The sequence below is a fragment of the Streptosporangium sp. NPDC050148 genome, assembly GCF_055586505.1.
In genome coordinates this window covers 85,429-108,551 of record NZ_JBVJIA010000015.1, presented here as the reverse complement: position 1 = coordinate 108,551, position 23,123 = coordinate 85,429, and the positions used below count along the sequence as shown (strand labels likewise).

At 73.6% G+C, this 23,123-nt stretch carries 22 protein-coding genes; 5 read left to right on the top strand and 17 right to left on the bottom strand.

Translation table 11 applies throughout. From position 1 onward, the window contains the following. Window positions 1–124: 124 nt before the first annotated feature. From ACZ6RT_RS18725 to ACZ6RT_RS18695, 7 genes are all read right to left on the bottom strand, one after another. A complete protein-coding gene (locus ACZ6RT_RS18725; RefSeq protein ID WP_399195643.1) occupies window positions 125–262 on the bottom strand; it encodes a hypothetical protein in 138 nt (45 codons plus the stop codon). A 308-nt stretch (window positions 263–570) separates the two neighbouring features. Then, a complete protein-coding gene (locus tag ACZ6RT_RS18720; protein WP_470154955.1) occupies window positions 571–3,327 on the bottom strand; it encodes an AAA family ATPase in 2,757 nt (918 codons plus the stop codon). 91 nt (window positions 3,328–3,418) lie between these two features. Next, window positions 3,419–4,045: an AMP-binding enzyme gene (locus tag ACZ6RT_RS18715; protein WP_470154953.1), complete on the bottom strand. Its 627-nt coding sequence runs from the start codon at window positions 4,043–4,045 to the stop codon at window positions 3,419–3,421. Continuing rightward, a complete protein-coding gene (locus ACZ6RT_RS18710; RefSeq protein WP_470154951.1) occupies window positions 4,011–4,283 on the bottom strand; it encodes a hypothetical protein in 273 nt (90 codons plus the stop codon). The genes ACZ6RT_RS18715 and ACZ6RT_RS18710 overlap by 35 nt, the downstream gene beginning before the upstream one ends. A gap of 49 nt (window positions 4,284–4,332) precedes the next feature. After that, window positions 4,333–5,022, bottom strand: coding sequence for a TetR/AcrR family transcriptional regulator (locus tag ACZ6RT_RS18705; protein WP_470154949.1), 690 nt, complete (start codon window positions 5,020–5,022; stop codon window positions 4,333–4,335). A 27-nt stretch (window positions 5,023–5,049) separates the two neighbouring features. After that, window positions 5,050–5,256 carry a ferredoxin gene (locus ACZ6RT_RS18700; protein WP_470154947.1) on the bottom strand — a complete coding sequence of 69 codons (207 nt, stop codon included), beginning with the start codon at window positions 5,254–5,256 and terminating at the stop codon, window positions 5,050–5,052. Between the two features lie 16 nt (window positions 5,257–5,272). Further along, window positions 5,273–6,469 carry a cytochrome P450 gene (locus tag ACZ6RT_RS18695; protein WP_470154945.1) on the bottom strand — a complete coding sequence of 399 codons (1,197 nt, stop codon included), beginning with the start codon at window positions 6,467–6,469 and terminating at the stop codon, window positions 5,273–5,275. A gap of 461 nt (window positions 6,470–6,930) precedes the next feature. On the opposite strand from ACZ6RT_RS18695, the gene ACZ6RT_RS18690 reads away from it, so the two are divergent. Continuing rightward, the gene (locus ACZ6RT_RS18690) at window positions 6,931–8,250 is read left to right on the top strand and encodes a right-handed parallel beta-helix repeat-containing protein (RefSeq protein WP_470154943.1); all 1,320 of its coding nucleotides are present in this window, start codon (window positions 6,931–6,933) and stop codon (window positions 8,248–8,250) included. A 65-nt stretch (window positions 8,251–8,315) separates the two neighbouring features. On the opposite strand, the gene ACZ6RT_RS18685 is transcribed toward ACZ6RT_RS18690, so the two are convergent. Both ACZ6RT_RS18685 and ACZ6RT_RS18680 read right to left on the bottom strand, forming a co-directional pair. Next, window positions 8,316–9,623 (bottom strand): pyridoxal phosphate-dependent aminotransferase, encoded by a 1,308-nt coding sequence (locus ACZ6RT_RS18685; protein ID WP_470154942.1) that lies wholly within the window; start codon window positions 9,621–9,623, stop codon window positions 8,316–8,318. A 184-nt stretch (window positions 9,624–9,807) separates the two neighbouring features. Continuing rightward, a complete protein-coding gene (locus ACZ6RT_RS18680) occupies window positions 9,808–10,875 on the bottom strand; it encodes a calcium:cation antiporter (RefSeq protein WP_470154940.1) in 1,068 nt (355 codons plus the stop codon). Window positions 10,876–11,530: 655 nt separating this feature from the next. On the opposite strand from ACZ6RT_RS18680, the gene ACZ6RT_RS18675 reads away from it, so the two are divergent. Further along, window positions 11,531–12,286, top strand: coding sequence for an MOSC domain-containing protein (locus ACZ6RT_RS18675; RefSeq protein WP_470154938.1), 756 nt, complete (start codon window positions 11,531–11,533; stop codon window positions 12,284–12,286). A gap of 130 nt (window positions 12,287–12,416) precedes the next feature. Here ACZ6RT_RS18675 and ACZ6RT_RS18670 read toward each other — a convergent pair whose 3' ends face one another. From ACZ6RT_RS18670 to ACZ6RT_RS18660, 3 genes are all read right to left on the bottom strand, one after another. Next, a complete protein-coding gene (locus ACZ6RT_RS18670) occupies window positions 12,417–13,238 on the bottom strand; it encodes a phosphoenolpyruvate hydrolase family protein (RefSeq protein WP_399195668.1) in 822 nt (273 codons plus the stop codon). Beyond that, complete coding sequence (locus tag ACZ6RT_RS18665; RefSeq protein ID WP_470154936.1) at window positions 13,235–14,458, bottom strand: Tm-1-like ATP-binding domain-containing protein; 1,224 nt, start codon at window positions 14,456–14,458, stop codon at window positions 13,235–13,237. The genes ACZ6RT_RS18670 and ACZ6RT_RS18665 overlap by 4 nt, the downstream gene beginning before the upstream one ends. A gap of 310 nt (window positions 14,459–14,768) precedes the next feature. Further along, the gene (locus ACZ6RT_RS18660; RefSeq protein ID WP_399195672.1) at window positions 14,769–15,128 is read right to left on the bottom strand and encodes a PRC-barrel domain containing protein; all 360 of its coding nucleotides are present in this window, start codon (window positions 15,126–15,128) and stop codon (window positions 14,769–14,771) included. A gap of 194 nt (window positions 15,129–15,322) precedes the next feature. Here ACZ6RT_RS18660 and ACZ6RT_RS18655 point away from each other — a divergent pair, with 194 nt between their 5' ends. Further along, the gene (locus ACZ6RT_RS18655; protein WP_470154934.1) at window positions 15,323–15,925 is read left to right on the top strand and encodes a VOC family protein; all 603 of its coding nucleotides are present in this window, start codon (window positions 15,323–15,325) and stop codon (window positions 15,923–15,925) included. Window positions 15,926–16,053: 128 nt separating this feature from the next. Beyond that, a complete protein-coding gene (locus tag ACZ6RT_RS18650) occupies window positions 16,054–16,686 on the top strand; it encodes a TetR/AcrR family transcriptional regulator (protein ID WP_344907743.1) in 633 nt (210 codons plus the stop codon). Window positions 16,687–16,722: 36 nt separating this feature from the next. On the opposite strand, the gene ACZ6RT_RS18645 is transcribed toward ACZ6RT_RS18650, so the two are convergent. From ACZ6RT_RS18645 to ACZ6RT_RS18625, 5 genes are all read right to left on the bottom strand, one after another. Then, window positions 16,723–17,646 (bottom strand): SDR family oxidoreductase, encoded by a 924-nt coding sequence (locus ACZ6RT_RS18645; protein WP_399195676.1) that lies wholly within the window; start codon window positions 17,644–17,646, stop codon window positions 16,723–16,725. A gap of 181 nt (window positions 17,647–17,827) precedes the next feature. Continuing rightward, the gene (rhaI, locus tag ACZ6RT_RS18640) at window positions 17,828–18,973 is read right to left on the bottom strand and encodes an L-rhamnose isomerase (RefSeq protein WP_470154931.1); all 1,146 of its coding nucleotides are present in this window, start codon (window positions 18,971–18,973) and stop codon (window positions 17,828–17,830) included. Between the two features lie 15 nt (window positions 18,974–18,988). Further along, on the bottom strand, window positions 18,989–19,306 hold the full coding sequence (locus ACZ6RT_RS18635; protein ID WP_399195722.1) for an L-rhamnose mutarotase: 318 nt from the start codon (window positions 19,304–19,306) through the stop codon (window positions 18,989–18,991). A gap of 208 nt (window positions 19,307–19,514) precedes the next feature. Beyond that, window positions 19,515–20,603: a rhamnose ABC transporter substrate-binding protein gene (gene rhaS, locus ACZ6RT_RS18630; protein ID WP_470154930.1), complete on the bottom strand. Its 1,089-nt coding sequence runs from the start codon at window positions 20,601–20,603 to the stop codon at window positions 19,515–19,517. 245 nt (window positions 20,604–20,848) lie between these two features. Further along, entirely contained in the window at window positions 20,849–22,051 is a 1,203-nt protein-coding gene (locus ACZ6RT_RS18625) for an MFS transporter (RefSeq protein WP_470154929.1), read from the bottom strand. Between the two features lie 59 nt (window positions 22,052–22,110). On the opposite strand from ACZ6RT_RS18625, the gene ACZ6RT_RS18620 reads away from it, so the two are divergent. After that, window positions 22,111–23,091, top strand: coding sequence for an ArsR/SmtB family transcription factor (locus ACZ6RT_RS18620; RefSeq protein WP_470154927.1), 981 nt, complete (start codon window positions 22,111–22,113; stop codon window positions 23,089–23,091). Window positions 23,092–23,123: the final 32 nt, after the last annotated feature.

The following is a 23,123-nucleotide window of genomic DNA, read 5'->3' as shown; positions in this document are numbered from 1 at the left end:
TGGGACGTGGTGCCCATCGGGTGCTCTCCCCCTCGTCGTGGCGCTCCGTGAACGGCGTTCTCCGTCACCGGCGTGCGCGGCCGGGCCGTGCGCGGGACGGCGCGGATCCGGTCGCGGTCCGCGCTCACCCGTCCAGGTGGTTCTCCAGGAGGGTGACCAGCTCGATGACACCGTGGAAGGGCAGGGGCCGTTCCGCCTCGTCCTCCACCGTCCCGGCGAGGTGACCGCCCGCGGTCCTGTGGACGTCTATGGTCAACCGCATTCCGGCCTCCTGTCGGGGCGTCCGTCTCCCTGCGCTCTGGCAGGCGCCCACGGTAGTGGCCCCCGATCCCGGACGCGTCCGGGGAACACCCCTACGGATCACCGCGGGTACCTCGACGCCATCCGTGCGCCATCCGTGCGCCATCCGTGCGCCCTCCGTGCGCCCTCCGCGCGCGCCCCGCGGACCGCCCACGGACCGATCGTGGACCGCCCGTGGACCGCCCGTGGACCGATCGTGCATCGCTCGTGCGCGACCCGCGCAGAGCCCGTCCGCCGTCCGTCCGCCGCCCGTCCGCCGCCCCGGCCGGTTCAGTCACCGGGCTCCGACAGCACGGCGCGCAGTTCGATCCGGTTGGTGACGTTCAGCTTGGCGTAGATGCGGTTGAGCTGGGTCTCCACGGTGCTGATGGCCACCGAGCGCCGCTCCGCGATCCGGCGGGTGGTCAGGCCCTCGCAGACCATCGCCACGACCTCACGCTCGGCCCCGGTGAGGGTGCCGAAGGCGGCGTTGGGACCGTCCACCGAGAGCCTGAGCTCCCCGGCCGTGGCCAGCGCGAGAGCGGCGTAGGCGGCGGCACCGGTGCGGTTGAAGGCGACCAGCGCCCGTCGCAGCAGCCGTTCCGCCTCGGCGTGCCGGCCGCGGGCGTGCAGGGAGCGCGTGGCCACCAGGTCGATCCTGCCCGCCTCGATCGGCAGCCCCACCTGCCGGGCCAGGTCGCGGGCCTCCTCGCAGTCGCCGGTGGCGCGCGCGTGGTCGCCGCGGGCGGCGGCGATCTGGGCCCGCACCCTGGCGATGGTCATCAGCGCGGAACGGCGCCCGCTCGGCGCGGCCCGGTCGGCGAAGGCGGCCAGCGACTCCTCGGCCTCGTCGGGCCTGCCGAGCCGGGAGAGCGCGTCGGCGCCCACCGGCCCGAACAGGTGGGTGCCGGGCTCCAGCGAGTCGTAGTGCGCCTCGATGGTCGAGGCCGCCTCGAGCAGCCGCCGGGCGTCGTCCCGGGCCTGGGCGATCGCGGCCCGCGCGCCGGCCGCGTAGACGATGCTCACCCTGCTGTCCACGACCGGTGCCCACTCGGCGGCCTGCCGGGCGTGCTCGCGCGCGGGCTCCCACTCGCCCCGGGCCGCGCGGGGGTAGCAGGCCAGCGCGTGCAGCAGGGCGTAGTCCCAGACCCGCTCGTTCTCCTCGGCGTCGCCGACGGCGAGCCGGGTGAAGCGGACGGCGTCGTCCAGCCTGCCGCGCCGGTACTCGGCCTCGCCGAGGAAGCCGAGGGCCTGGCCGACCCGCAGCGCCTCGCCCCGGGTGGCGCGGGCGACGCCCTCCCGCAGGTCGGCGCAGGCGCCCTCCAGGTCGTCGGTCCACAGCCGGATCATCCCGCGGGCCACCAGGCCGTCCAGTCCCGCCGCCGAACCGGGCAGGTCGGCGTCGGCCAGCGAGGCGAGGGCCTCCTCGGCGCGCCCGGCCAGCGCCCAGCCCAGCGACCGGGCGAACCAGGCGAACGCCCCCACCCAGGGCTCGCGGCTGCCGGCCGCGACGGCCGCGGTGCCGTACTCGACCATCTCCGGGTACGAGATCTCGACGACGCCGATGATCGCGAGCTGGGCCGCGATGCGCGCCCGCAGGTCGGCCGGGGCGTGCGGGCTCTCCGCCCCGCTCCCGGCCGCCTCCAGCGCCCGGGCGAACAGCCGCCTGGCCTCGGCGACGCGGCCCGCGATCAGGGCCTGGTAGCCGGCGACGTAGTCGCGCCAGGGCCCCGGCGGCGCGGCGAGGATCTCGCTCTCGTAGCGGCGGGCGACGGTGGCGTCCCCGGAGACCAGGAGCGTCTCGGCGGCCGTCAGCAGGCGCGCCAGCCGGTCCGGGCCCGGCGGGGTGAGCTCGGCGGCGTGCCGGGCGTAGACCGCCGCCAGGGGGAGCCTGCCCCGGGACAGGTGGGACCGGGCCTCGCGCTCGGCCAGCGCGGCGAGCTCGCCGTCCGTGCCGCCGCCGGACGCGGCGATCCCGTGCCAGAGGGCGCTGGGGCCGCCGAGCCGGGCGGCGTCACGGTGCAGGGCGCGGCGCCGCTCGACACCGGAGTCGTAGTAGATGCGGTCCCAGACGAGCAGGGTGGTGAACGCGAACTCCTGCCCGGCCGTACCGGGGATCTCCTTGATCAGCCCCGCGTCCACGGCCTCGGCGACGGGCGCGGTGACGTCGGCGACACCGGAGAGCGCGCGCAGGTCGGCCAGGCCGAACCGGCGGCCGAGCACCGCCGCCGCGCCGACGACCTCGCGGGTACGGCGGCCGCACGAGGCCAGCCGCGACACGACCGCCTGGGTCATGCCGCGGGGGGCGGGCAGCGGGCCGTTGCCGAAGTTGATCGAGTGCATCTCCACCTGGTCCAGCAGCAGGACCGCGTGCAGGACGTTGCCGTCGGTGTGCTCGTGCAGCCTCCTGGCGCCGGAGGGGGTGAGGCCGTCGTGACCGGTCGCGACGGCGAGTCTCACCAGGTCGTCGGGGCCGAGCCCGTCGACCTGGATCAGGCGTCCCTGCGCCGAGTCGAACAGGCGCGCCCAGCCCTCGTGCAGCTCCAGGCGGGGCGTGCCCGGATCGGCTCCCTCGGGGTGGGCGGCGGCCTGGTGGACGACCAGGAGCAGGACCTGGGCGGTGCGCAGGCGCCTGGCCGCCAGGCGGAGCGCGGTCATCGACTGCCGGTCGCCGCAGTGCGCGTCGTCGACGACCACGATCAGCTCTCCCGCCGCGGCCAGCTCGGCCGCGAGGGCCTGGCCGACGAAGGCCGCCTCGCCCTGGCCCGCCAGCGTCCGGGCCAGCACCGGCGTCGGCAGCTGCTCGGCGATCTGGTTCAGCACCCCCCAGGGATGGGCGGACGCCTCCTCGTCGCCGAAGGCACGCACGACCGGCACGCCGGGGACGGTGTGCAGGAAACGCTCGACCAGCTCGGTCTTGCCGATTCCCGGCACGCCGCGGACGCCCACGATCCGCGTGTCACGACGCCTCGCCGCCTGCCACGCCTCCCCGAGGAACTCCAGCTCCCGTTTCCTGCCGACGAACAGCGGAGAGGTTCTGCCGTGCAACGCAGCACTCCCTTTTCATGTTTCGCGTGTTCCTGACGGTGATTATGGGTCAGGGGTGAACGCGACCGCACCCGTTCACCGCGAAGACCTCTCACGAAAAGGGGCCGGGGAAAACGCACGTCTTCCGCGGGCGGGCGATGTCCCGGACCGGTTTTTCCGGATCCGCTTTTCCGTGCCGGCGTTTCCTCGCCACCGTTCCCGGGCCGATGTCACCGGGCGGGAGGACCGGACCGGAAAAGGACCGCCCGGCGCCCGGAGTAAACGTCCGCACATACGGCCGACCGTAAATCGGCCTTTCCCGCATCGGTTCCCGGCGGACACGAGAAAGGCACGGTCCATTCTCATGTCCGTCACGCGGCACGACCACCGCGCACACCCGCTCCCCCATCACCTCGTCCGGGTAGCCGACGACCGCCACGTCCCGGACGGCGGGATGGGTGGCGATCAGGCCCTCCAGCTCCGCCGGGGAGATGTTCACACCGCCCCTGACGATCAGGTCCCCGGTCCGGCCGGCGTAGCGCAGGAACTCCCCGTGCTCCCCGGCGATCTCGAAGACGTCACCGGTCCTGAGGTAGCCGTGCTCGTCGAAGGGGTCGGGCATCCGGTCGCCGTCCAGGTAGCCGGGGAAGACCGTCGGTCCCTTGATCCGCAGTTCCCCCGGGCGGCCGGGCTCGGTGATCTCCTCACCGGTGCCGCGGTCGACCAGCCGTACCGACACCTGCCGGGAGGTCCGGGAGCTCCAGGTACGGCCCGGCGCGCCGTACCGGGGGAAGTCTGGCCCGCTGCTCGGGGTCGGGCACGTCGTCCGGGGCGCTGAGCAGCGCGATGCCCTCGTTGGAGCCGAAGAAGTTGACGATCCCGATTCCGTGGTCGTCCTGCCAGCCCCTGACCATGGCGGGAGACAGCGGCGCCGAGCCGGACCCGACGAGCCGCAGCGAGGACAGGTCGGCCGCCACCAGCCCCTGGCCCGGTACTCCGCGACCCTGCGGGGCGGGTGCAGCCCGGTCACCGCGGGTCCGCCCCGGGCCGGCGGCGCGGAGCCGGGGCGGACGGCGACCGCGCGGGCGCCGAGGACGAGGGCGGCACATGGGGCGAGGCGTGGGGCGGGGCGTGGGCTGGGGCCGGGGGCAGCGGTGCCGGGGCCGGTCGCAGCCCGTCGACGAGCAGCGCGAGGTAGCGCCTGGGACCGGCGCCCTCCGGGTCGCCGGGATGCGCGGTGGCCAGCGCCATCACGACGACGGCGGCCAGGTCCCGCCCCTGGAGCTCCGGCCGCACGAGACCGGCGGCGGCGGCGCGGCGCAGCAGCCGGTCCATCGAGCGGACGTGACGGTGCACGCTCTCGACGTCGACCGCGTCCGTCTCGCGGGCGAGCGCGAGGATCACCCGCCGTCCGGCGAGCACCCCGACGGTGGCCTCCAGGGAGCCGACGAGGTCGCGCCACGGGTCGCCGGTCTCCACCGCGACGGCCGGTTCGATCTCGGTGGTGAGCAGGTGCGCGAAGACGGCGCGCACCAGCTGGTCGCGGGAGCGGAAACGCCGGTAGACCGTGGCGACGCCGACACCGGCGCGCCGGGCGACCTCCTCCAGCGTCACCTCCGGCCCCGCCTCCTCGAAGGCGTGCCCGGCCGCGACGACGATCCGCTCGTGGTTACGCGCGGCGTCGGAGCGCAGGCCCCGCCCTCGCGTCGCCGTCATTCGCCCACGTTAACAGCCGTGTCCGGCTCACTGCCCGGCCTCCTGGCGTGGCGGCCGGATCGCCCCCGAGGGGCAGAGCGTGACGGCCCGCCGCACGGCGGTCTCGTCCCCGGGAGCGATCTCCTCGCTCAGGACGACGACGATGCCGTCGTCGTCCTGGTCGAAGACCGCGGGCGCGGTCAGCACGCACATCCCGGCCCCGATGCAGATGTCCCGCTCGACGTCGGCCCTCATCGCGATCCCTCCCGCCTCACCAGGTGACCGGGAGCTCGCGCAGCCCGTACACGACGTGGAAGGCCTTGAACTCGATCTCCTCGTACGGCACGGCGAGCGCGAGGCCGGGGAAGCGGCGCAGCAGTGCGGGGAAGGCGATCCGCATCTCCATCCGGGCCAGCGGCGCCCCGAGGCAGTGGTGCACGCCGTGCCCGAACGCGAGGTGGCCGGGGGCTCCCCGGGTGACGTCGAGCCGTTCGGGGTCGTCGACGAAGTCCGGGTCACGGTTGGCGGCCGGGAGGGCCAGGATCAGCTGCGAGCCCTCGGGGACGGTCTGCCCGGCGATCTCCACCTCGGTCGTGGTGGTGCGCGGCACGCCGGAGTGCACGATGGACAGCCACCGCAGCAGCTCCTCCACCGCGGGTTCGACCTGCTCGGGGTCGTCGCGGACCAGGGCGAGCTGGTCGGGGTGGCGCAGCAGGGCCAGGGTGCCGAGGCCGAGCATGTTCGAGGTCGTCTCGTGCCCGGCGAGCAGCAGCAGCGAGGAGACGCCCGCCAGCTCGGCGTCGGTCAGGTCCTCGCCGTGCTCGCGCACCAGCATGCCCAGCATGTCCTCGCCCGGCTCCACCCGGGCCCGCGCGACCAGGTGGCCCATGTACTCGCGGTTCTCCAGCTGCGCGGCCGTCCGCTGTTCGAGGGGCAGCGACACGTCGAGCAGCCGGCCGGTGCGCCGCTGGAACGCCTCGCGGTCGGAGTACGGGACGCCCAGCAGCTCGCAGATCACCAGCGAGGGGACCGGAAGCGCGAAGAGCGAGACCAGGTCGGCGGGCTTCCCGGCCCGTTCGAGGTCGTCGAGGGCCGCGTCGACGATCTCGACGATGCGCGGCTCCAGCCTGCGCATCCGGCGCACGGTGAACTCGGGCGTGAGCATCCGGCGCAGCCGGGTGTGCTCGGGCGGGTCGTAGGCGAGCAGCTGCCCGGCCTGGAGCCGGGCGAGCTCCTCCTTGCTCAGGGCGTCGGGCCGCAGCACGGGCTGCGAGCCGGCGTTGCTGAACCGGGTCGCGTCCGAGAGCACCTCGCGGACGTCCTCGTACCGGCTCACCAGGTAGGCCGGTGTGCCGAAGATCGTCATGATGCGGGTGACGCCCTCGCCCTCCCGGACCCGGGCGAGCTCCTCGACCGGATCGAACCGCTCCCGCCGCATGTGCAGGGGCATCACCGGTGTCTCGGTCATCGCGCGGTCCTCCGTCGTGCCGGATCGGTTGGACGTCTTCGACGCTACCACCGAAACGAAAGCCGGCTATCACTTCCAAGAAGGATCTACCCGGCGATCGGGACGTACGGCCCACCCGGGTGTCACGGGGACGGCGTCGGCGCATGAAATTTTCAGGATCCCGGAATCGGGCGGTGCGGACATCCGGCCAGTTCGGGCCGGATGATCCGCCCCAGGATGACAAAAACGATTCAATCCCGTCAAGGAGACGCGTTGACGGGCCGTTCCGGCGCTGTGAGACTCCTCGCCACACCGGCAGGCGCGTGACGCCGGTCCCCCGCCGCCCGCTCGCGACCGGGCCGGCGGGCGGAGCGCGACGGAGCGCCCCGGAGCGCCCCGGAGCACGGCGGGGCGCGGCGCGACCGTCCCGTCGCACTCCGGGGCGCGGCACGCGGCTGTCCCCCCCTGTGAAGGAGCCGAACATGAACAAGGACGGCAACGACGGCAGAGCACCGGCCCGCCACCGGCGATCCGGCCCGATCGCGGCGGCCCTCACCGGCATGGTCCTGGTGGCGACGGCGCTGACCGCCCCCGCCCCCGCCATGGCGGGCACGGCCGGGACCACCGCCCCGGCGCACGCGGCGGGCGCGACCCGTACGACGGCCACGGCCGGCGGCGGCACGGGCACTGCGGGCACGGCGGGCACTGCGGGCACTGCGGGCACGGCGAGCAGGGCGAGCAGGGCCCGGATGGCCTGCGGCGACGGCTCGTACAACGCCGAGGCCGTGCTGAGCGGCAGCACCTGGACCGCGCGCAACGGCTCCCGGACCGTCTACACCGGCACCAGCATGCTCTCGGCCATGCAGGCGGCCGTGGGCAGCCTGACCTCGGGCCGGACCTCCAAGCAGCGGGTCGTGGTGCGGGGCTCGGGTTCGATGAGCGCCGGGTCCCGGCTCTCGCTGCCGAGTTACACCGTGCTGGACGTCTGCGGCACGGTGAACGTGACCGGCTCCGGCAGCGGCGACCAGGCCGTGGTGTACGCGCGCGGCGTGCGGGACGTCGAGGTGCAGAACCTCAGGATCACCGGCGCCCCGCTGTACGGGATCTTCGTCAGGAACGGCACGAACATCACGCTCGGGCAGATCGACATCCGGGTCTCACGCGGCCTCGGCATCCGCGTCGACAACCACGGCGACCGCAGCGTCCGGACCCGGAACGTGCGGATCGACAACGTGTACGTCTCCGGGACGAGCGCGCACGGCGTGGAGACCTACGGCCTGGACGGCCTGACCGTCGGCACGGTGACGGCCCGCAACACCGGCGAGTCCGGGCTGCTGCTGAACGACACGATCAACGCCACGGTCGGCCTGGTCGACGCCCAGGGCGCCGGGACCGGCACCGGCTACGCGGCGTTCCGGATGGCGAACCGCAACGGCCGGATAGGCGGCTCGTACCCGACGAACGTCCGGGTCGGCCAGGTGGTCGCGCGCGGTGGCGGGCGCGGGATCTTCTGCGTCTCCGAGAGCGGCGGCGCGGTCATCGACCGGGTGGACATCGCCCAGACCGGGAGCAACTCCATCCTGGTCGAGAACTGCTACAACGTCACCATCGCGCAGAGCGGGGGGAGCGTGACCGGCCCCGGTGACATCCGGCTCGCCTCCCGGACCGAGTTCCCGGTGAACGCGAACGTCACGATCCAGAACCTGCGGGTGACCGACTCGGCGATCATCGAGAACCCGTGCGGCAGCGGCACCGTGGTGCGGAACAACACCATGGTCAACAGCAGGCTCAGCGTCTGCTGACCTGCTGACGGCGCCGCACGACCGCGGTCGCCTCCCGGTCCCCCCGCGGGAGGCGGCCGCCCCGGTCACGGAGAGGGCGGCAGGCCACCCGAGAGCATGTCGAAGCGGCGGTCTCCCTCGTACAGCGGTACCGGCGCGACCGTCGCCATCGGGTCGTACTGCGAGACCTGCCCGTTTCCGGGCAGGGGGTCGTACAGCGGCGTCGGGATCGGCTGCGGCGGGGGCGGCAGGGGTACGGGGACCGGTGTCCTGTCCCCGCTCTCGTAGAGCACCGCGTACAACCCGCTGACCAGGCGCCGCACCTCCCCCTCCGGCCGGACCGCCAGGCGCACGAACTGGCCGGTCATGCCGAGCTTGTTGCCGCACTCGCGGACGAACAGGCCGTGCTCGTCGAGCAGCCGGTCGCGCAGGGTGACGCCGTCCCTGCCCATGGGGAGCCGTACCAGCAGGAAGTTGCCCTGGGAGGGGAAGACCGTCAGGCCCGGGACCCGGGTCAGCTGGTAGTGCATCGACTCGCGGTCCAGGGCGAGCAGCCGCAGGCTCTCCAGGTACTCGGGCAGGTACCGGCGGGTCATGAAGACCACGGTCTCGGCGAAGGAGTTCAGGTTCCACGTCGGCAGCGCCCCGCGCACCCGGGCGGCCAGCGCGGGATTGGCCACCATGTACCCGAAGCGGACGCCGTGCAGCCCGAAGTTCTTGCCCAGGCTCTTCAGCACGACCACGTTCGGCCGGATCGCGGCCTCGCCCGCGACGCTCGCGTACGGCTCGGCGTCGACGAAGTCGATGAACGACTCGTCCACCACGACCAGGTCCAGGTCGACGAGCCGGTCCAGCAGGGCGATGACCTCGTGGCGGCGCAGGTAGCCGCCGTCGGGGTTGTTGGGGTTGCAGACGACCGCCACCCGCGAGCCGCGCTGCCGGACGAAGTTGACGAAGGCGTCCACGTCCAGCGCGAAGCCCTGGCTCTCCTGCAGCGGGTACATGTCCACCCGTTTTCCCGTCTCCAGCGGCTGGTCGGTCCAGCGGCCGAAGGTGGGGATGGGGATCGCCAGGCTCTCCCTGACCAGCAGGTGGTCGATCCAGGTGATCAGCTCCGTCGACCCGTTGCCCATGACGACGGTCTGCGGGTTCAGTCCCAGCACCCCGCAGAGCTCGGCCGTGATCGTGTCGGCGTCGCTGGGGCGGAACCTCAGGAGCGCGGCGAGGTCGCGCTCCAGGATGCCGAAGACCTCGGGGGGCGGGAAGTACGGGTTGCCCGGGACGCAGAAGTCGACCAGGTCGGCGCTCCGCTCCGGCACGGCCCGCATCAGCGAGAGGACCGACGGGCTGTGCGCGGCGGCGTGCATCCGGCCGCGGTCGATGGAACCGGCCAACGGGGTCTCCTTCGTGACGGGCGTTCGCGTCTGTGACACCCCCAGCTACGCGCCCCGCACCCGGCCGGTTCAGCCCGGTCCTCCGCCGGCCCCGCGTGCCCCTCCACGCCCCCGGACGGCCGCCGTACCCGGCCGACACCGCTCGCGCCGGCCGATCCGGTGGCGACGCCCGGGGCCGCGTCCCTCAGGGGTGGGCGGCGAGCAGGAGGAACGCGCCGAGCAGGATGAGGTGGACGAGTCCCTGCAGGCGGGTGGCGCGGCCCGGGACGACGGTCAGCGTGGCGACGACGACGGTGATCGCGAGCAGGACGATCTGGTTCGCGCCGAGGCCGAGGACCAGGGGGCCGGGGAGCCAGATCGTCGCGATGGCGATCACGGGGATGGTCAGGCCGATGCTGGCCATGGCCGAGCCCAGCGCGAGGTTGAGACTGACCTGGACACGGTTGCGGCGGGCGGCGTTGGCCGCGGCGAGGGTCTCGGGGAGCAGGACGAGCAGGGCGATGACCACGCCGACGAACGAGTGCGGCAGGCCCAGGGAGGCGACGGTCTCCTCGATGGCCGGGGACAGCACCTTGGCCAGGCCGACGACCGCGACCAGGGCGACGAGCAGCAGTACCAGGCTGGTAACGGCGGCGCGGGTGGTGGGCGGGTCGGCGTGGTCGTCCTCGTCGGCGTCGTTGATCACCTTGCCCTCGCTGGTGACGGGCAGGAAGAAGTCGCGGTGGCGGACGGTCTGGGTGCTGACGAACGCGGCGTAGAGGGCGACGGAGGCCACGGCGGCGAAGACCAGCTGCGTCGGGGAGAACTCCGGCCCGGAGCGGGCGGTGGTGAAGGTCGGCAGCACGAGGCAGACGACCGCGAGGGTCGCGACGGTGGCCAGGGCGGCTCCGGTTCCCTCGGCGTTGAACACCGCGAGGCGGTAGCGGACGGCGCCGATCAACAGCGACAGCCCGAGGATCCCGTTGCAGGTGATCATCAAGGCGGCGAAGACGGTGTCGCGGGCCAGTGACGCGGTCCCCGGCCCCCCGGAGATCACGAGGGTCACGATCAGGCCGACCTCGATGACGGTGACGGCGACGGCCAGCAGCAGCGACCCGAGGGGCTCGCCGACACGGTGGGCGACGACCTCCGCGTGGTGCACGGCGGACAGCACCGCGGCGCCCAGCACCACGGCGATGACCACCAGCAGCGGTGCGGGCAGGTCCCGGCCCCAGGAGGCGGCCAGCACGACGATGGCGAGCGGTGGCGCCACGAACCGCCAGTCGGTGACCGTCCGGCGAGGCCGCTCGGGTGCGGCCGGCGCACCGGCCGCCCCGGGAGGAGCGCCCGCGACTCCGGAAGAGGCACCGGCCGCTCCGGCAGGAGTGCCGGCCGCTTCGGGAGGGCCGGGACGCGGGGAGGGGCCGGGACGCTCGGACGCGTTCATGCCGGCCTTCCGGTGACGGCGCGGCCGAGGCGGCCGTGCGCCGTGAGAGGGTGCGCAGCCGACACGCTCTTCCCGCCCGCGCCGCGGGACCGCCGGGCCGGTACGGCCCGGTCGGCGCCGACCCGGATCGGTGCGCCGATCCGATGGCCGGTGTCTCGTTCCATGGCCGGCACCTGCGCATATCCAACGATCATCCATCGACAGTACCGAACCGGTTTCCGACGCCGGCACCCGGCGCGGGTCGTCGACGCGGTGTTCCGGCCACCCGGCCGTCGCCGATCATCCATCGGTCGCCGGACGCCCGCCGGCACCGGGAAGGCCTCCTCCCCGCCGGCGCCGTGGCGCGTACCCGGCGGGCCCGGGCATCGGCGTCCCCGACCCGGAGATCACCGTCCCCCGCGCCGGTCCCCGGACGGCCCCGCGTCCGGTGCCCGCCGATCCGGACGACCGGAGGGTGATCGTAGACTTCGGCGCGGGTCGCGTGAAGCCGGCCGCAGGACGGCTCGTCGAAGGGACGGACATGGGCGGGGTGTTCGGCACGATCGAGCGGATCTGGCGGTATCCCATCAAGTCGACCGGCGGCGAACTTCTGGACGAGGTCGCCGTCGACGCCCGGGGCCTCGACGGCGACAGGCTCTACGCGGTGCGGGACGCCGAGGGGAAGTTCGGCTCGGGCAAGAACACGCGCCGGTTCCGGCGCATGCCGGGGTTGTTGCACCTGCGCTCCCGATACCCCGGGAAATCGGTCACGGAGCCGCCCGAGCTGCTGGACCCGGACGGCGTGCCGGTACCGGACCCCACCGCCTACGTGCGGCGATACCTGGGCCGGAACGACGTCGAAGTGGCCCGCGAGGGCACGATCTCGCACTTCGATCAGCTCCCGCTCAGTGTCCTGACCACCGCCACCCTCGACTGGGTACGCGCGGCCGTTCCCGGCGTGCCCGTGGACGAGCGCCGGTTCCGGCCGAACCTGCTGGTGCGGACGCCGCCGGGCACGCCCGCGTTCGTGGAGGACGAGTGGTTCGGCGGCACCGCCCGTATCGGCGGCGCCCTGCGGCTACGGTTCGAGCGCTCCAGCGAGCGGTGCGTGATGACCAACGAGGCCCAGCAGGACCTGCCGCACTCCCCGCTGGTCCTCCGGGCCGTCGCACAGGCGCACGACATGCGCCTGGACGCGCTGGCCACCGTCGTGCACCCCGGGCGTGTACGGGTCGGGGACACCGTCGAACCGGTCTGATCCGCCCTCCGCGACCGGCCACAGCCCGGACGGGGCGGACGAGGGCCACCACGCGGGCCCTCGTCCGCACGCAGCCGTCCGGTGAGTCGGCGACCTCGGCCCGTCCGAGGGTCCGACGTCCGTACGGGCATCAGACGGTGATCTCCTTGAAGGCGCGCACCTGCTCGGTGATGGCGCGCTCGGTCGGCAGGCGCTCGACCGACGACGCGCCGAAGAAGCCCACCACGCCCTCGGTACGGGCCAGCACGTGGCTCGCGTCCTGCGGTTCGGCGATCGGCCCGCCGTGGCAGAGCACCAGCACGTCGGGGCGTACGGCCACCGCGGCGTCGCGCATCGCCTGGACCCGCTCGACGGCCTCGTCCAGGGTCAGGGCGGTGCCCGCGCCGATGCTGCCCTTGGTGGTCAGCCCGACGTGCGGGACGAGGACGTCGGCGCCCGCCTCGGTCATGGCCCGCGCCTGGTCGGGGTCGAAGACGTAGGGGGCGGTGACCAGGTCGCGCTCGCGCGCCAGCCGGACCATCTCGACCTCCAGGTCGTAGCCCATCCCGGTCTCCTCCAGGTTCTGCCGGAAGACCCCGTCGTACAGGCCGACGGTCGGGAAGTTCTGCACCCCGGCGAAGCCCATGGCCGCGAGCTGGTCCAGGAACCTGGGCATCAGCCGGAACGGGTCGGTCCCGCACACCCCCGCCAGCACCGGGGTGTCCGTGACGACCGGGAGCACCTCGGCCGCCATCTCGACGACGATCTGGTTGGCGTCGCCGTACGGCAGCAGCCCGGCCAGCGAGCCCCGGCCCGCCATCCGGTAGCGGCCCGAGTTGTAGATGATGATCAGATCGACGCCGCCGGCCTCGGCGCACTTGGCCGACAGCCCGGTGCCGGCACCGGCGCCGATGACGGGCCTGCCCTCGGCGACGGTACGGCGCAGCCGGGCGAGAACGTCCTCGCGCCTCATCCGGCTCCTCCCGCCCGGCTGATCATCCCGTGCAGCCGGTCGGCCATGGCCCGGCCGAAGGCCGGATCGTTGACGTGCAGGTCCAGGTCCTCGACCGCGACGGCCGATCCCCGCACCCCCTCGGCCATGGCCTCGAAGCACGCCTGGTCGGCCTTGGGGTCGTGGAAGGGCAGGCCAGGCGCGTCGAGGGCGGAGACGCCGCCGCGCGGGACGAACAGCGCGGCCGGTCCGGTGGCCGCGCGGAGCTTCCCCGCGACCCTGCGGCCGAGCTCGGCCATCTCCTCGGCCGTGGTGCGCATCAGCGTCACGGTCGGGTTGTGCACGTAGAACAGCCGGTCGGCGAAGCGTTCGGGAACCGTCTCCAGGGGGCCGAAGTTGACCATGTCCAGCGCGCCGGGGGCGACCACCTGCGGCAGGCCGCGCTCACCGGCGGCGGTCAGCCGGGCGGGCCCGGCCGTCAGCACGCCGCCGACCAGGTCGTCGGCGAGCTCGGTGGTGGTGAGGTCGAGCACGCCCGCGATCAGGCCGCTGCCGGCCAGCGTCTCCAGGGCCTGCCCGCCGGAGCCGGTGGCGTGGAAGACCAGCACCTCGTAGCCGAGCTCGTCCAGCCGCTCCCTGGCCGCGTCGACCGCGGGCGTGGTCACGCCGAACATGGAGGCCGCCACCAGCGGGCGGTCACCCTCGACGACGGGGGCGGGCACGCTCGCCATCCCGGCGATCGCCGCCGCGGCGTTGCCGAGGATGCGCGCGGAGACCCGGTTGATCCCCGCCACGTCGACCACGCTGTACATGATCGTGACGTCCTTGGCCCCCACGTACGGGGAGACGTCGCCGGAGGCCATGGTCGAGACGATGAGCTTGGGCAGCCCGATCGGCAGGTCCCTGACGGCGCGCGCCGCGATCGAGGACCCCCCGCTCCCGCCCACGGCGAGCACGCCGTCGAGGCGTCCCTGCGCGTACAGCTCCGCCAGGACGGCCGCGGCGCCCTCCCCCATCGTCGTGACGGCCGCGCCGCGGTCGGCGGCCGCGCGCAGCGCGGCCAGGTCGGCCCCGGCCGCCAGCGCCACCCTGTCGTTGGTGACGTCGGCGGGCAGCCGGGCCTCCCCCACCCCCGCGTCGATCAGGACGACCTCGCAGCCCAGGCCGCGCAGCCGGTCGTGGAGCCAGGCGTACTCCGGCCCCTTCGTGTCGAACGTTCCCACCAGGCCTATCGTCGGCATCTGCGCCACACCTCTCCGCTCGGGACCCCTCACCACCGCGCCGGCGCCGTCGGCCGCCCTCGGGGACCCGGCGAGCCGGGCCCGCCGGGCGGCCACGTCGACGATCCCGGCCGGTGAGAGGCCCGCATCGAACCCTGTCTTCACATGCCCCGTGAGCTGCGGATCGCACCCTCCGGCACCGGCCGGTACGGCCACTGGGACGGATCACCCCCGGACACGGGGCCGGGTCCGGGGGGCGGGTGCGGTCGGCGGGCGGACGCCCTCCGGATCCGGCCGGAACCGGCCGGAACCGGTCGGCGGCCGGCTCCGGTCACCGCGAGGTGGAGAACCTGCCGTAGTAGCCGCCCAGCTCCTGGCGGTAGACGGCCTGCCGGTAGGTCGCGGCGTCGTACTCGGGCGCGTCCTGGATCTCCTGCCGGGTGCGGTCGACGTGGACCTTGCGCTCGTCACGGTCGATCCGGGTCACCGTGCTGGCCGGCAGCACGACCTTCCTGCCGGAGAGCCAGGAGCCGACGTCGGCGACGACGTAGCTGTCGTCGGTCACGTTGCTCTCCTCCTCGACCAGGCCGACCTTGCCGTCGACGGCCTCCACGTCGAAACCGATGACGCTCAGTGTCTCGTCGGGACCGTACACACCCTCGCGGTAGTTCCACAGTCCTTCGATCGTCATGCGGTGGCTCTCCTCATCGGCCGGGCGTCAGGGATCTTCCGCCTACCCGCGGTGGCGCGGGTAAACGGCCGTTTTCCTGGGACGGCGGACGTCTCGCCCGGCGGCTGCGCGGACGCGACAGGCCGCCGCGAATGCTACTAGAATGTGATTCTAGGATTGGCCGGCCTCCCGGCCCCCGACCGCGAGGAGCCCACGTGCACGTCTCACCGGAATCCCCGGACCTCCCGGGCTCCCCGGACTCTCCGGCTTCCCCGGACTCCCCGGACTCCCCGGACTCCCCGGGCTCCTCGCAGGTCCCGGCGCTCCGGGGACTCGGCGCGGTCTTCGACCACACCGCCGTCGCGGCACCGCGGGTCAGGGATCTGCTGCCGATCTACCTGGACCTGCTCGGCGGGACGTTCCTCGGCGGCGGCGACCACCCCGGCGGGTACCGGGTGATGCAGCTCACCTACCCGGGCGGCGGCAAGATCGAGCTGATGGAACCGCTGGCGGGCTCCCCCTTCTTCGACAGCTTCTTCGAACTCACCCGGGGGCGGGGCGGCGTCCACCACCTCAACTTCCACGTGCCCGACCTCGACCTGGCCGTCTCCCGGCTCACCGGCCGCGGGTACCGGCTGCACGGCCTGAACACGGGCGACCCGCGGTGGCGCGAGGTGTTCCTGCACCCCAAGGAGGCCCACGGCGTGCTGATCCAGCTCGCCCAGCGCGGGCCGCGCGACGACGAGCCCGCACCCCTCCTGGAGGACGTGCTCGCCGGGCGCGGACGCGGCGGGAACGGGATCCCCAGCCCGGCCTGACCGCGGGACCGGGACACGACCGACCGACCCCACCGCCGACCTCACCGCGGAACCCGCAGCCGGGCACCGGTGCGACCGACGGCCTTTCCGTCCCGGACGGACGGCGCACGACAGAGCGAGAGGGACACATGACGCGCAAGCCTGGAGCCTGGGAGTGGAGCCGTACCGCGCAGACCCGGACGAGCATGCTGGAGGCGGCCCGGCAGGTCTTCACCGAGCACGGTTTCGCCGACGCCGGGGTCGCCGACGTCGTCGAACGGGCCGGGCTGAGCGTGGGCAGCCTCTACCACCACTTCGGCGGCAAGACCGAGCTGTTCCTCGCGCTGTGGGAGAGGCACCAGGCCGAGCACGAGGAGAACGCCGCCTCCGCGGTGTCACAGGCGCGCCGCTCGGGTGTCCGCGACCCGCTGGAGTTGTTCGTCGCCGGGGCGCGGGCCTTCCTGGAGGGCTCCTGGGAACGGCGCGACCTGGCCCGGCTGTTCATGGACGGGGACGGCCCGCCCGGGTTCGAGCTGCTGCGCCGCACCCGCGGCCGCGAGTGGGTACGGCAGAACGCCGTCCTGCTCGGCGCGGGCAGCACCCCGCTGGACCGGCTCACCGTGGCGGTCCTGACGTCGGTCATCGGCGAGGCCGGTCGCGAGGTGGCCACCTGCGACTCCGCGGAGGAGGCCGGGCGGATCACCGAGGCGGCGATCGAGCTGATCCGCCGCCTGGACCCGCTGCGCGGCCCCCGGTCCGGGGGGCCGGACGAGGCAGGGTGAGGCAGGTTGAGGCAGGTTGAGGCAGGGTGAGGCCGGTCAGTCCTCGCGGCCGGGGATCGTGCCGTTCTGGAGCGCGTTGGGGGCCGCCCGCGCGACCAGGCCCGGGATCACCGCCCCGAGCTCGGCCGGGTCCCAGCGGGTGCCCTTGTCGACCTCGGGCCCGGCGTGCCAGCCCTCGGCCACGCTGATCACACCGCCCCTGACGTTGAAGACCCGGCCGGTGACGTCCCTGGCCTCCTCGCTGGCCAGCCAGACGGCCAGCGGCGCGACGTTCTCGGCCTGGAAGGCGTTGAAGTCGGTGGCGACCGGGCGCGGCCTGCCCGGGGCCAGGTTCTCGGTCATCCGGGTGAGCGCGGTGGGGGCGAGGGCGTTGACGGTGACGCCGTACCGGGCCAGTTCCTGGGAGGCGATCACGGTGAGCGCGGCGATGCCGGCCTTGGCCGCGCCGTAGTTGCCCTGCCCGGGGTTGCCGTAGATGCCCGACGAGGAGGTGGTGTTGATGATCCGCGCGTCGACGGCGTCACCGCTCTTGAAGCGTTCGCGCCAGTAGGCGGCGGCGTGCCGGAGCGGCGCGAAGGTGCCGCGCAGATGGACCCGGACCACCGCGTCCCACTCGTCGATCGTCATGTTGACGAGCATCCGGTCGCGCAGGATGCCGGCGTTGTTGACCAGCACGTCGAGCGTGCCGTAGTGGTCGATCGCCGCCCGGACGAGCCGGCCCGCGCCGTCGAAGTCGGAGACGTCCTCGCCGTTGGCGACGGCCTCCCCGCCCATGGCCCGGATCTCCTCGACGACCTCCCCGGCCGGGCCCTCGGAGGAGCCCGTGCCGTCCACCTCGGCGCCGAGGTCGTTGACCACGACCCTGGCGCCCTGGCGGGCGAACTCCAGGGCGTGGCCGCGGCCGATGCCCCTGGCCGCCCCCGTGACGATCACCACCCGGCCCGACACGATGCCGCTCATCCGGCCTCCAATTTTAGAATCGAATTCTAATCGGAGCGTGTCGGAGACCGCCGTCGATGTCAACGCCCGCGGGGGCGCCGGTGCCGTGCCCGGACGCCTCCCGCACCGGGGCCGGGCGGAACACCCCTCGCACCGGGGCCGGACGGGGCGTCCGCGACACCCTCCCGCCCGGCACGGGGTCTCAGGCTCCCCAGCCGGCCTGCGTCCCGCCGACGCGCTCCTCGGCGATCTTCTCGAAGTAGCCCGACCGGGCGTAGGCCGCCATCGGGTCGGGGTCCAGGCCCGCCTCGGTACGGATCTCGGCCAGCAGCGGCCGTACGTCGGTGTTGTAGGCGTCCATCACCACCGCGTTGGCCCCGAGCACGTCCCCGGCCGCCTGCGCCGCGGCCAGCGCCTCCCGGTCCACCAGCAGCGCCTTGGCCGTGGCCTCCTGCACGTTCATCACCGACCGGATCTGCCCGGCGATCTTCGGCTCGATGTTGTGGCACTGGTCCAGCATGAACGCCACGTCCTCGGTGAACCCGCCTCCGCCGATCACCTCGAACATGATCCGGAAGAGCTGGAACGGGTCGGCGGCCCCGGCCATCAGGTCGTCGTCGGCGTAGAAGCGGGAGTTGAAGTCGAACCCGCCCAGCTTGCCCTCGCGCAGCAGGAACGCCACGATGAACTCGATGTTGGTTCCCGGCGCGTGGTGGCCGGTGTCCACCACCACCTGGGCCTTGGGGCCCAGCCTCAGGCAGTGCGCGTACGCCGTCCCCCAGTCGGGCACGTCGGTGGCGTAGAACGCGGGCTCGAACAGCTTGTACTCCAGCAGGAACCGCTGCCCCTCGCCCAGCCGCCCGTAGACCCGGTCCAGCGCCTCGGCCAGCCGGTCCTGCCGGGCGCGCAGGTCGTCCTGGCCGGGGTAGTTGATCCCGTCGGAGAACCAGAGCTTCAGCGTGTCCGATCCGGTGGCGTCCATGATGTCCACGCAGTCCAGCAGGTGCGCCAGCGCCTTGGCCCGTACCTTCGCGTCGGGGTTGGTCACGCTGCCCAGCATGTAGTCGTCGTCCTGGAACACGTTGGAGTTGATGGCGCCGATCCGTACCCCCAGGCCGGAGGCGTGCTCGGCCAGCGCGGCGTAGTCGTCGGCCCGGTCCCAGGGGATGTGCAGCGCGACCTTGGGCGCCACCCCGGTGAAGGCGTGCACCTGGGCGGCGTCGGCCAGCTTCTCGAACGGGTCCCTGGGCACGCCGCGCTGGGCGAACACCTTGAACCGCGTCCCGGAGTTGCCGTACGCCCACGACGGGGTCTCGATGACCTGAGCCCGCAGCGAATCCTTGATCATTGATCGGTCCCCGAATCAGTTGAGGTGGAAGACTTCCTCGAGCGAGACCATGCCCTCGTCCGGGCGGCCGTCGAGGTTCTCGAAGAACGGTGCCATCTCGGCCTGCCACCTGGCGTTGACCTCGGTCGCGGCCATGGCCGCGCGGGCCGCCTCGAAGTCCTCGGTCTCCAGGTAGCCGACCAGCAGCCCGTCCTCGCGCAGGAAGAGGGAGTAGTTGCGCCAGCCGGTGGCGCGCAGGGCCTCCAGCATCTCCGGCCAGACGGCCCGGTGGCGCTCGCGGTACTCCTCCAGGCGCTCGGGCCGGACCTTCAGCAGGAAGCAGACGCGCTGCACGACGTGGCCTCTCCTCGATGAGGCCCGCGCCCGGAGGTGCCGGGCGCGGGCGACGGTGGTCTCGGTGGTGGTGCGGTCTCGGTGGTGGTCTCGGTGGTGGTCTCGGTGGTGGTCTTGGGTGGTGGTCTTGGGTGGCGGTGGTCGCGGGGTGCGGTCGCGCGCGGGTCACACCGTGGCGGTGACCGCTCCCGTCGCGGTGGCGGTGGTGTCAGAAGTCGAACTGGTCGATGTTGGAGGCGTCGAAGGTGAACGGCGGCCCGAGGATGATCTCACCGTCCTTGCCGACGGTCCGCTCGCCGAGCCTGCCGGCCTTGAGCACCTCGCCCTCGGCGCCGGTGATCTGGCCCGAGGCCAGCGCCGCGGCCGCGTAGGAGGCCAGGTACCCCAGGTCCTCGGGGTTCCACAGCGCGAACTTCTCGACCGTGCCGTCCTTGACGAACTGGCGCATCTGGTTGGGGGTGCCCAGGCCGGTCAGCACGACCTCGCCCTTGTACCTCGACCCCGAGATGTAGCGCGCCGCCGCCGAGACGCCCACCGTGGTGGGCGAGATGATCCCCTTCAGGTCCGGGTACGCCTGCAGCAGCCCCTGGGTCTCCTGGAAGGACTTCTGGTCGTCGTCGTCTCCGTAGGCGACCTTGACCAGCTTCATGTCCTTGTGCTCGGGCTTGCCGAGCTCGTCCTTCATGAACTCGATCCAGGTGTTCTGGTTGGTGGCGTTCGCCGTCGCCGACAGGATCGCCACCTCGCCCTTGCCGCCGATCAGCTCCGACAGGAGCCTGACCTGGCTGCGCCCGACCTCCTCGGAGGAGGCCTGGTTGATGAACAGGTCGCGGCACTCCCTGGAGGCGTCCGAGTCGTAGGTGACGATCTTCGTGCCCTTGGCCCGCGCCTGCTGCAGCGGCCCGCAGACCGCCTTGGCGTCGTTGGCCGCGATCAGGATCGCGTCGTGCCCCTGCTGGGTGAGCGTGTTGATGTACGACACCTGCGAGGAGGCCGAGGCGTCCGAGGGCCCCACCTCCTTGGCCTGTGCCTTGAACTCGGCCGCCGCCTCGATGCCCGCCTTGTCGACGATCGTCTCGTACGGGTTGTTGATCTGCTTGGGCAGGAAGGCGAGCTTGAGCCCTTCCCTGAGAGGCGCGTCCGGGTCGGCCGTGGCCGGAGCCGACGAGGCCGGGGCCGCCGGGGCGGCGGAGCCCGCCGAGTCCTTGGTGGTGCCGCCTCCGCAGGCCACCAGCCCGAGGCCGAGCAGGCCGGCCACCAGCGCGGTCGGTACGGACCTTCGCAGAACAGTGAACATAAGCGCTTCCTCAACACCTCGCGGGCGAATCGGGCACGGGCTCAAAAACGATTTAACAACCTGAGCTGGACAGTAGAACCAAGCTCGACAGGGTGTCAATGGTGGGCGAAGATGCCGTTCCCTTAGCGTTACACCGTTCCCGTCCGCCGTGTCCCGGTCTCGCGGCGGACCGTCCGGATCGGGCCGGGGCCGCCCCGGACCCGATCCGTTGCCACGTTTTAAACCACGCCGTCCCTCCGGCGGGATCACCCCGGGGACGGGACGTGCCCTCCGGCCACGGCGTGCCCCTCCCGTCCCCGGCGCAGGCCGGGCGCCAGCACCAGCGTGACCGCGACCGACGCCACCGCCATCGCCGCCATCGCGACCGCGGGCGAGGTGAGCTCGGCGACGGTGCCCGCGAGCGCGGCCGCGACCCCCTGCATGGCGAGCGTGCCCGAGGACTGCAGCCCGAACGCCTGCCCGCTCATCTCCTCCGGCGTGATCTCCATCAGACGCTGCTGGAGCATCAGCCCGGCCGAGAACCCGGCCGAGGCCAGCGTGACCGCGGCCACCGCCACGGGCAGCGGCGGGACGAGCAGGAAGACCAGGTACGGCACGGCCAGCAGCAGCCGCAGCGGGGTGGCCAGCCGCTCCCGCAGGCGCGGGGGGACGAACCTGCCCATCACGGTGTCCCCGGCGAGCATCCCCACGGCGGCGAACGCGAAGAGCAGCCCGGCGTGCCGGGCGTCGTGGGAGACGTAGAGCGACTCGCAGCCGACGATCAGCCCGTTCGGCACCCACAGGGCGAGGTAGATACGTCGGCGCGCCCCCGAGGCCAGCAGCCGCCGGTTGGTCCGCCAGGTCTGGGCGACCGACGGCCGCCCGGCGACGCGCGGGGGCCGGTGCCCGAGCCCGAACCGCGCGACGGCCGCGGCGACCAGGTAGAGGCCCGCGCCGACCAGCAGGGTCGGGCGCGGGGACAGGGCGGCGACGAGCACCCCTCCGGCGGCGAACCCGCAGATCTGCTGGACGCCCACGGACATGTTGAGCACCGACCGGCCGAGCAGGTACCCCTCCCGGGGCAGGATCTCGTTCAGCAGTCCGATGCGGACCCCGCCGCCCAGCGAGGCGGCCATCCCCTGGCCGAGGACCAGGACGAAGAGCGCCCACAGCGGCAGTCCCGGCACGGCGAGGAGGGCGGTGGTCGCGCAGAAGACCAGCGCCAGCCCGGTCAGCGCGGCGCGGGGCCGTAGCCGGTCCGCCGCCGACAGCAGGACCATGGCCCCGAGCATCTGCGCGAACGAGGAGCCGAACATGCTGAGCGCCGACAGCAGGGGCGACCGGGTGGCCGCGTAGACGAGCGTGCCCAGGGCCAGCCCGCTCACCGTCGAGGCGGCGACCTGCGTCGCGCCGGCCGCGAAGAGGGGGGTGAACTCGGGCGTCCTGAAGAGTTCCCGGTAGGTGCGCATCCCGGGAGTCTCGGCGGGCCGGTCACCGGGGCGTTAGAGTTTCGCCGGGAGGCGAAACCATGGGCTGGTGGGAGGTCAACGCCGACACCCTCGCGGGGAGCCGGTTCGTGGTCTCTCCCCTGGCCGAGACCATGGCCTGCCTGATCGCCCTGGAGCGGGCGAGGGCCGCGCATCCGGGTGAGCGCGGGTGGCTCGACGCCCACCTGGCCGGCTACCGGGCGCGTCTGGCCGGCGATCCGGTGACCGCGCTGCTCGTCCGGTCCGCGCTGGGCCGGAACTGGCTCGCCGACTTCCTCACCCCCGTCCCGGCGGGAGAGGGCTCCCCCGGCTTCGAGGAGGAGGTGGCGCGGGTACGGCGGACGCCGCCCGAGACCGCCCGGGCGGACCTGGAGACGACGCTGCAGAGACCGGTCCCGGAGGCGCTGCGCCGGCCCGACCTGCCGGAGCGTGCCGCCCGCGTGCTGGAGTGGGTGTGGCGGGAGACGGTGCTGCCGTACTGGCCGAGACGCCGCCGCGTCCTGGAGGCCGACGTGCTGGCGCGGACCGACCGGCTGACCCAGGGCGGGTGGGCCGACGTGCTGGGCGGCATGCGCCCGGGGACGCGGTGGCTGGGCGGGAACCGGCTGCAGATCAACACGCAGGACCGCCCGCCGCAGGAGCTGGACGGTGTCCGGCTGATGTTCGTCCCGGTCACCCGCGGCCACGGCTGGACCGCCTGGGACACGGGCACTCCGGTGCCGCGCTACGCCCTGGTCTACCCGTGCTCGGGCACGCTGGCCGAGCCGGACCGGACGGCCCCCGAGGCGCTGGGCAGGCTGCTCGGCCCGGCGCGGGCCGGGGTGCTCGTCCTGCTCGGCACGCCCAAGAGCACGTCGCAGCTCGTGGCGCTGACCGGCCAGGGGCTGGGATCGGTCGGCCGCCACCTGAGGATCCTGCTGGAGGCCGGGCTGGTCCGGCGGCGGCGCGCCGGCCGGTCGGTGCTCTACCAGCGCACGGCCGCCGGCGAGACCCTGGTGGAGGCGTCCGCACCGGACGGCTGAGTCCCGGCGCGACCGGTGTCCGGGAGGTCGTC

What these genes read in the sequence shown, in the direction of transcription:
- ACZ6RT_RS18725 (WP_399195643.1), bottom strand. Translation starts at nt 262, where the DNA reads ATGCGGTTGACCATAGACGTCCACAGGACCGCGGGCGGTCACCTCGCC.
- ACZ6RT_RS18705 (WP_470154949.1), bottom strand. Translation starts at nt 5,022, where the DNA reads ATGACGGCGACGCGAGGGCGGGGCCTGCGCTCCGACGCCGCGCGTAAC.
- ACZ6RT_RS18700 (WP_470154947.1), bottom strand. Translation starts at nt 5,256, where the DNA reads ATGAGGGCCGACGTCGAGCGGGACATCTGCATCGGGGCCGGGATGTGC.
- ACZ6RT_RS18695 (WP_470154945.1), bottom strand. Translation starts at nt 6,469, where the DNA reads ATGACCGAGACACCGGTGATGCCCCTGCACATGCGGCGGGAGCGGTTC.
- ACZ6RT_RS18690 (WP_470154943.1), top strand. Translation starts at nt 6,931, where the DNA reads ATGAACAAGGACGGCAACGACGGCAGAGCACCGGCCCGCCACCGGCGA.
- ACZ6RT_RS18670 (WP_399195668.1), bottom strand. Translation starts at nt 13,238, where the DNA reads ATGAGGCGCGAGGACGTTCTCGCCCGGCTGCGCCGTACCGTCGCCGAG.
- ACZ6RT_RS18665 (WP_470154936.1), bottom strand. Translation starts at nt 14,458, where the DNA reads ATGCCGACGATAGGCCTGGTGGGAACGTTCGACACGAAGGGGCCGGAG.
- ACZ6RT_RS18660 (WP_399195672.1), bottom strand. Translation starts at nt 15,128, where the DNA reads ATGACGATCGAAGGACTGTGGAACTACCGCGAGGGTGTGTACGGTCCC.
- ACZ6RT_RS18650 (WP_344907743.1), top strand. Translation starts at nt 16,054, where the DNA reads ATGACGCGCAAGCCTGGAGCCTGGGAGTGGAGCCGTACCGCGCAGACC.
- ACZ6RT_RS18645 (WP_399195676.1), bottom strand. Translation starts at nt 17,646, where the DNA reads ATGAGCGGCATCGTGTCGGGCCGGGTGGTGATCGTCACGGGGGCGGCC.
- rhaI (WP_470154931.1), bottom strand. Translation starts at nt 18,973, where the DNA reads ATGATCAAGGATTCGCTGCGGGCTCAGGTCATCGAGACCCCGTCGTGG.
- rhaS (WP_470154930.1), bottom strand. Translation starts at nt 20,603, where the DNA reads ATGTTCACTGTTCTGCGAAGGTCCGTACCGACCGCGCTGGTGGCCGGC.
- ACZ6RT_RS18625 (WP_470154929.1), bottom strand. Translation starts at nt 22,051, where the DNA reads ATGCGCACCTACCGGGAACTCTTCAGGACGCCCGAGTTCACCCCCCTC.
- ACZ6RT_RS18620 (WP_470154927.1), top strand. Translation starts at nt 22,111, where the DNA reads ATGGGCTGGTGGGAGGTCAACGCCGACACCCTCGCGGGGAGCCGGTTC.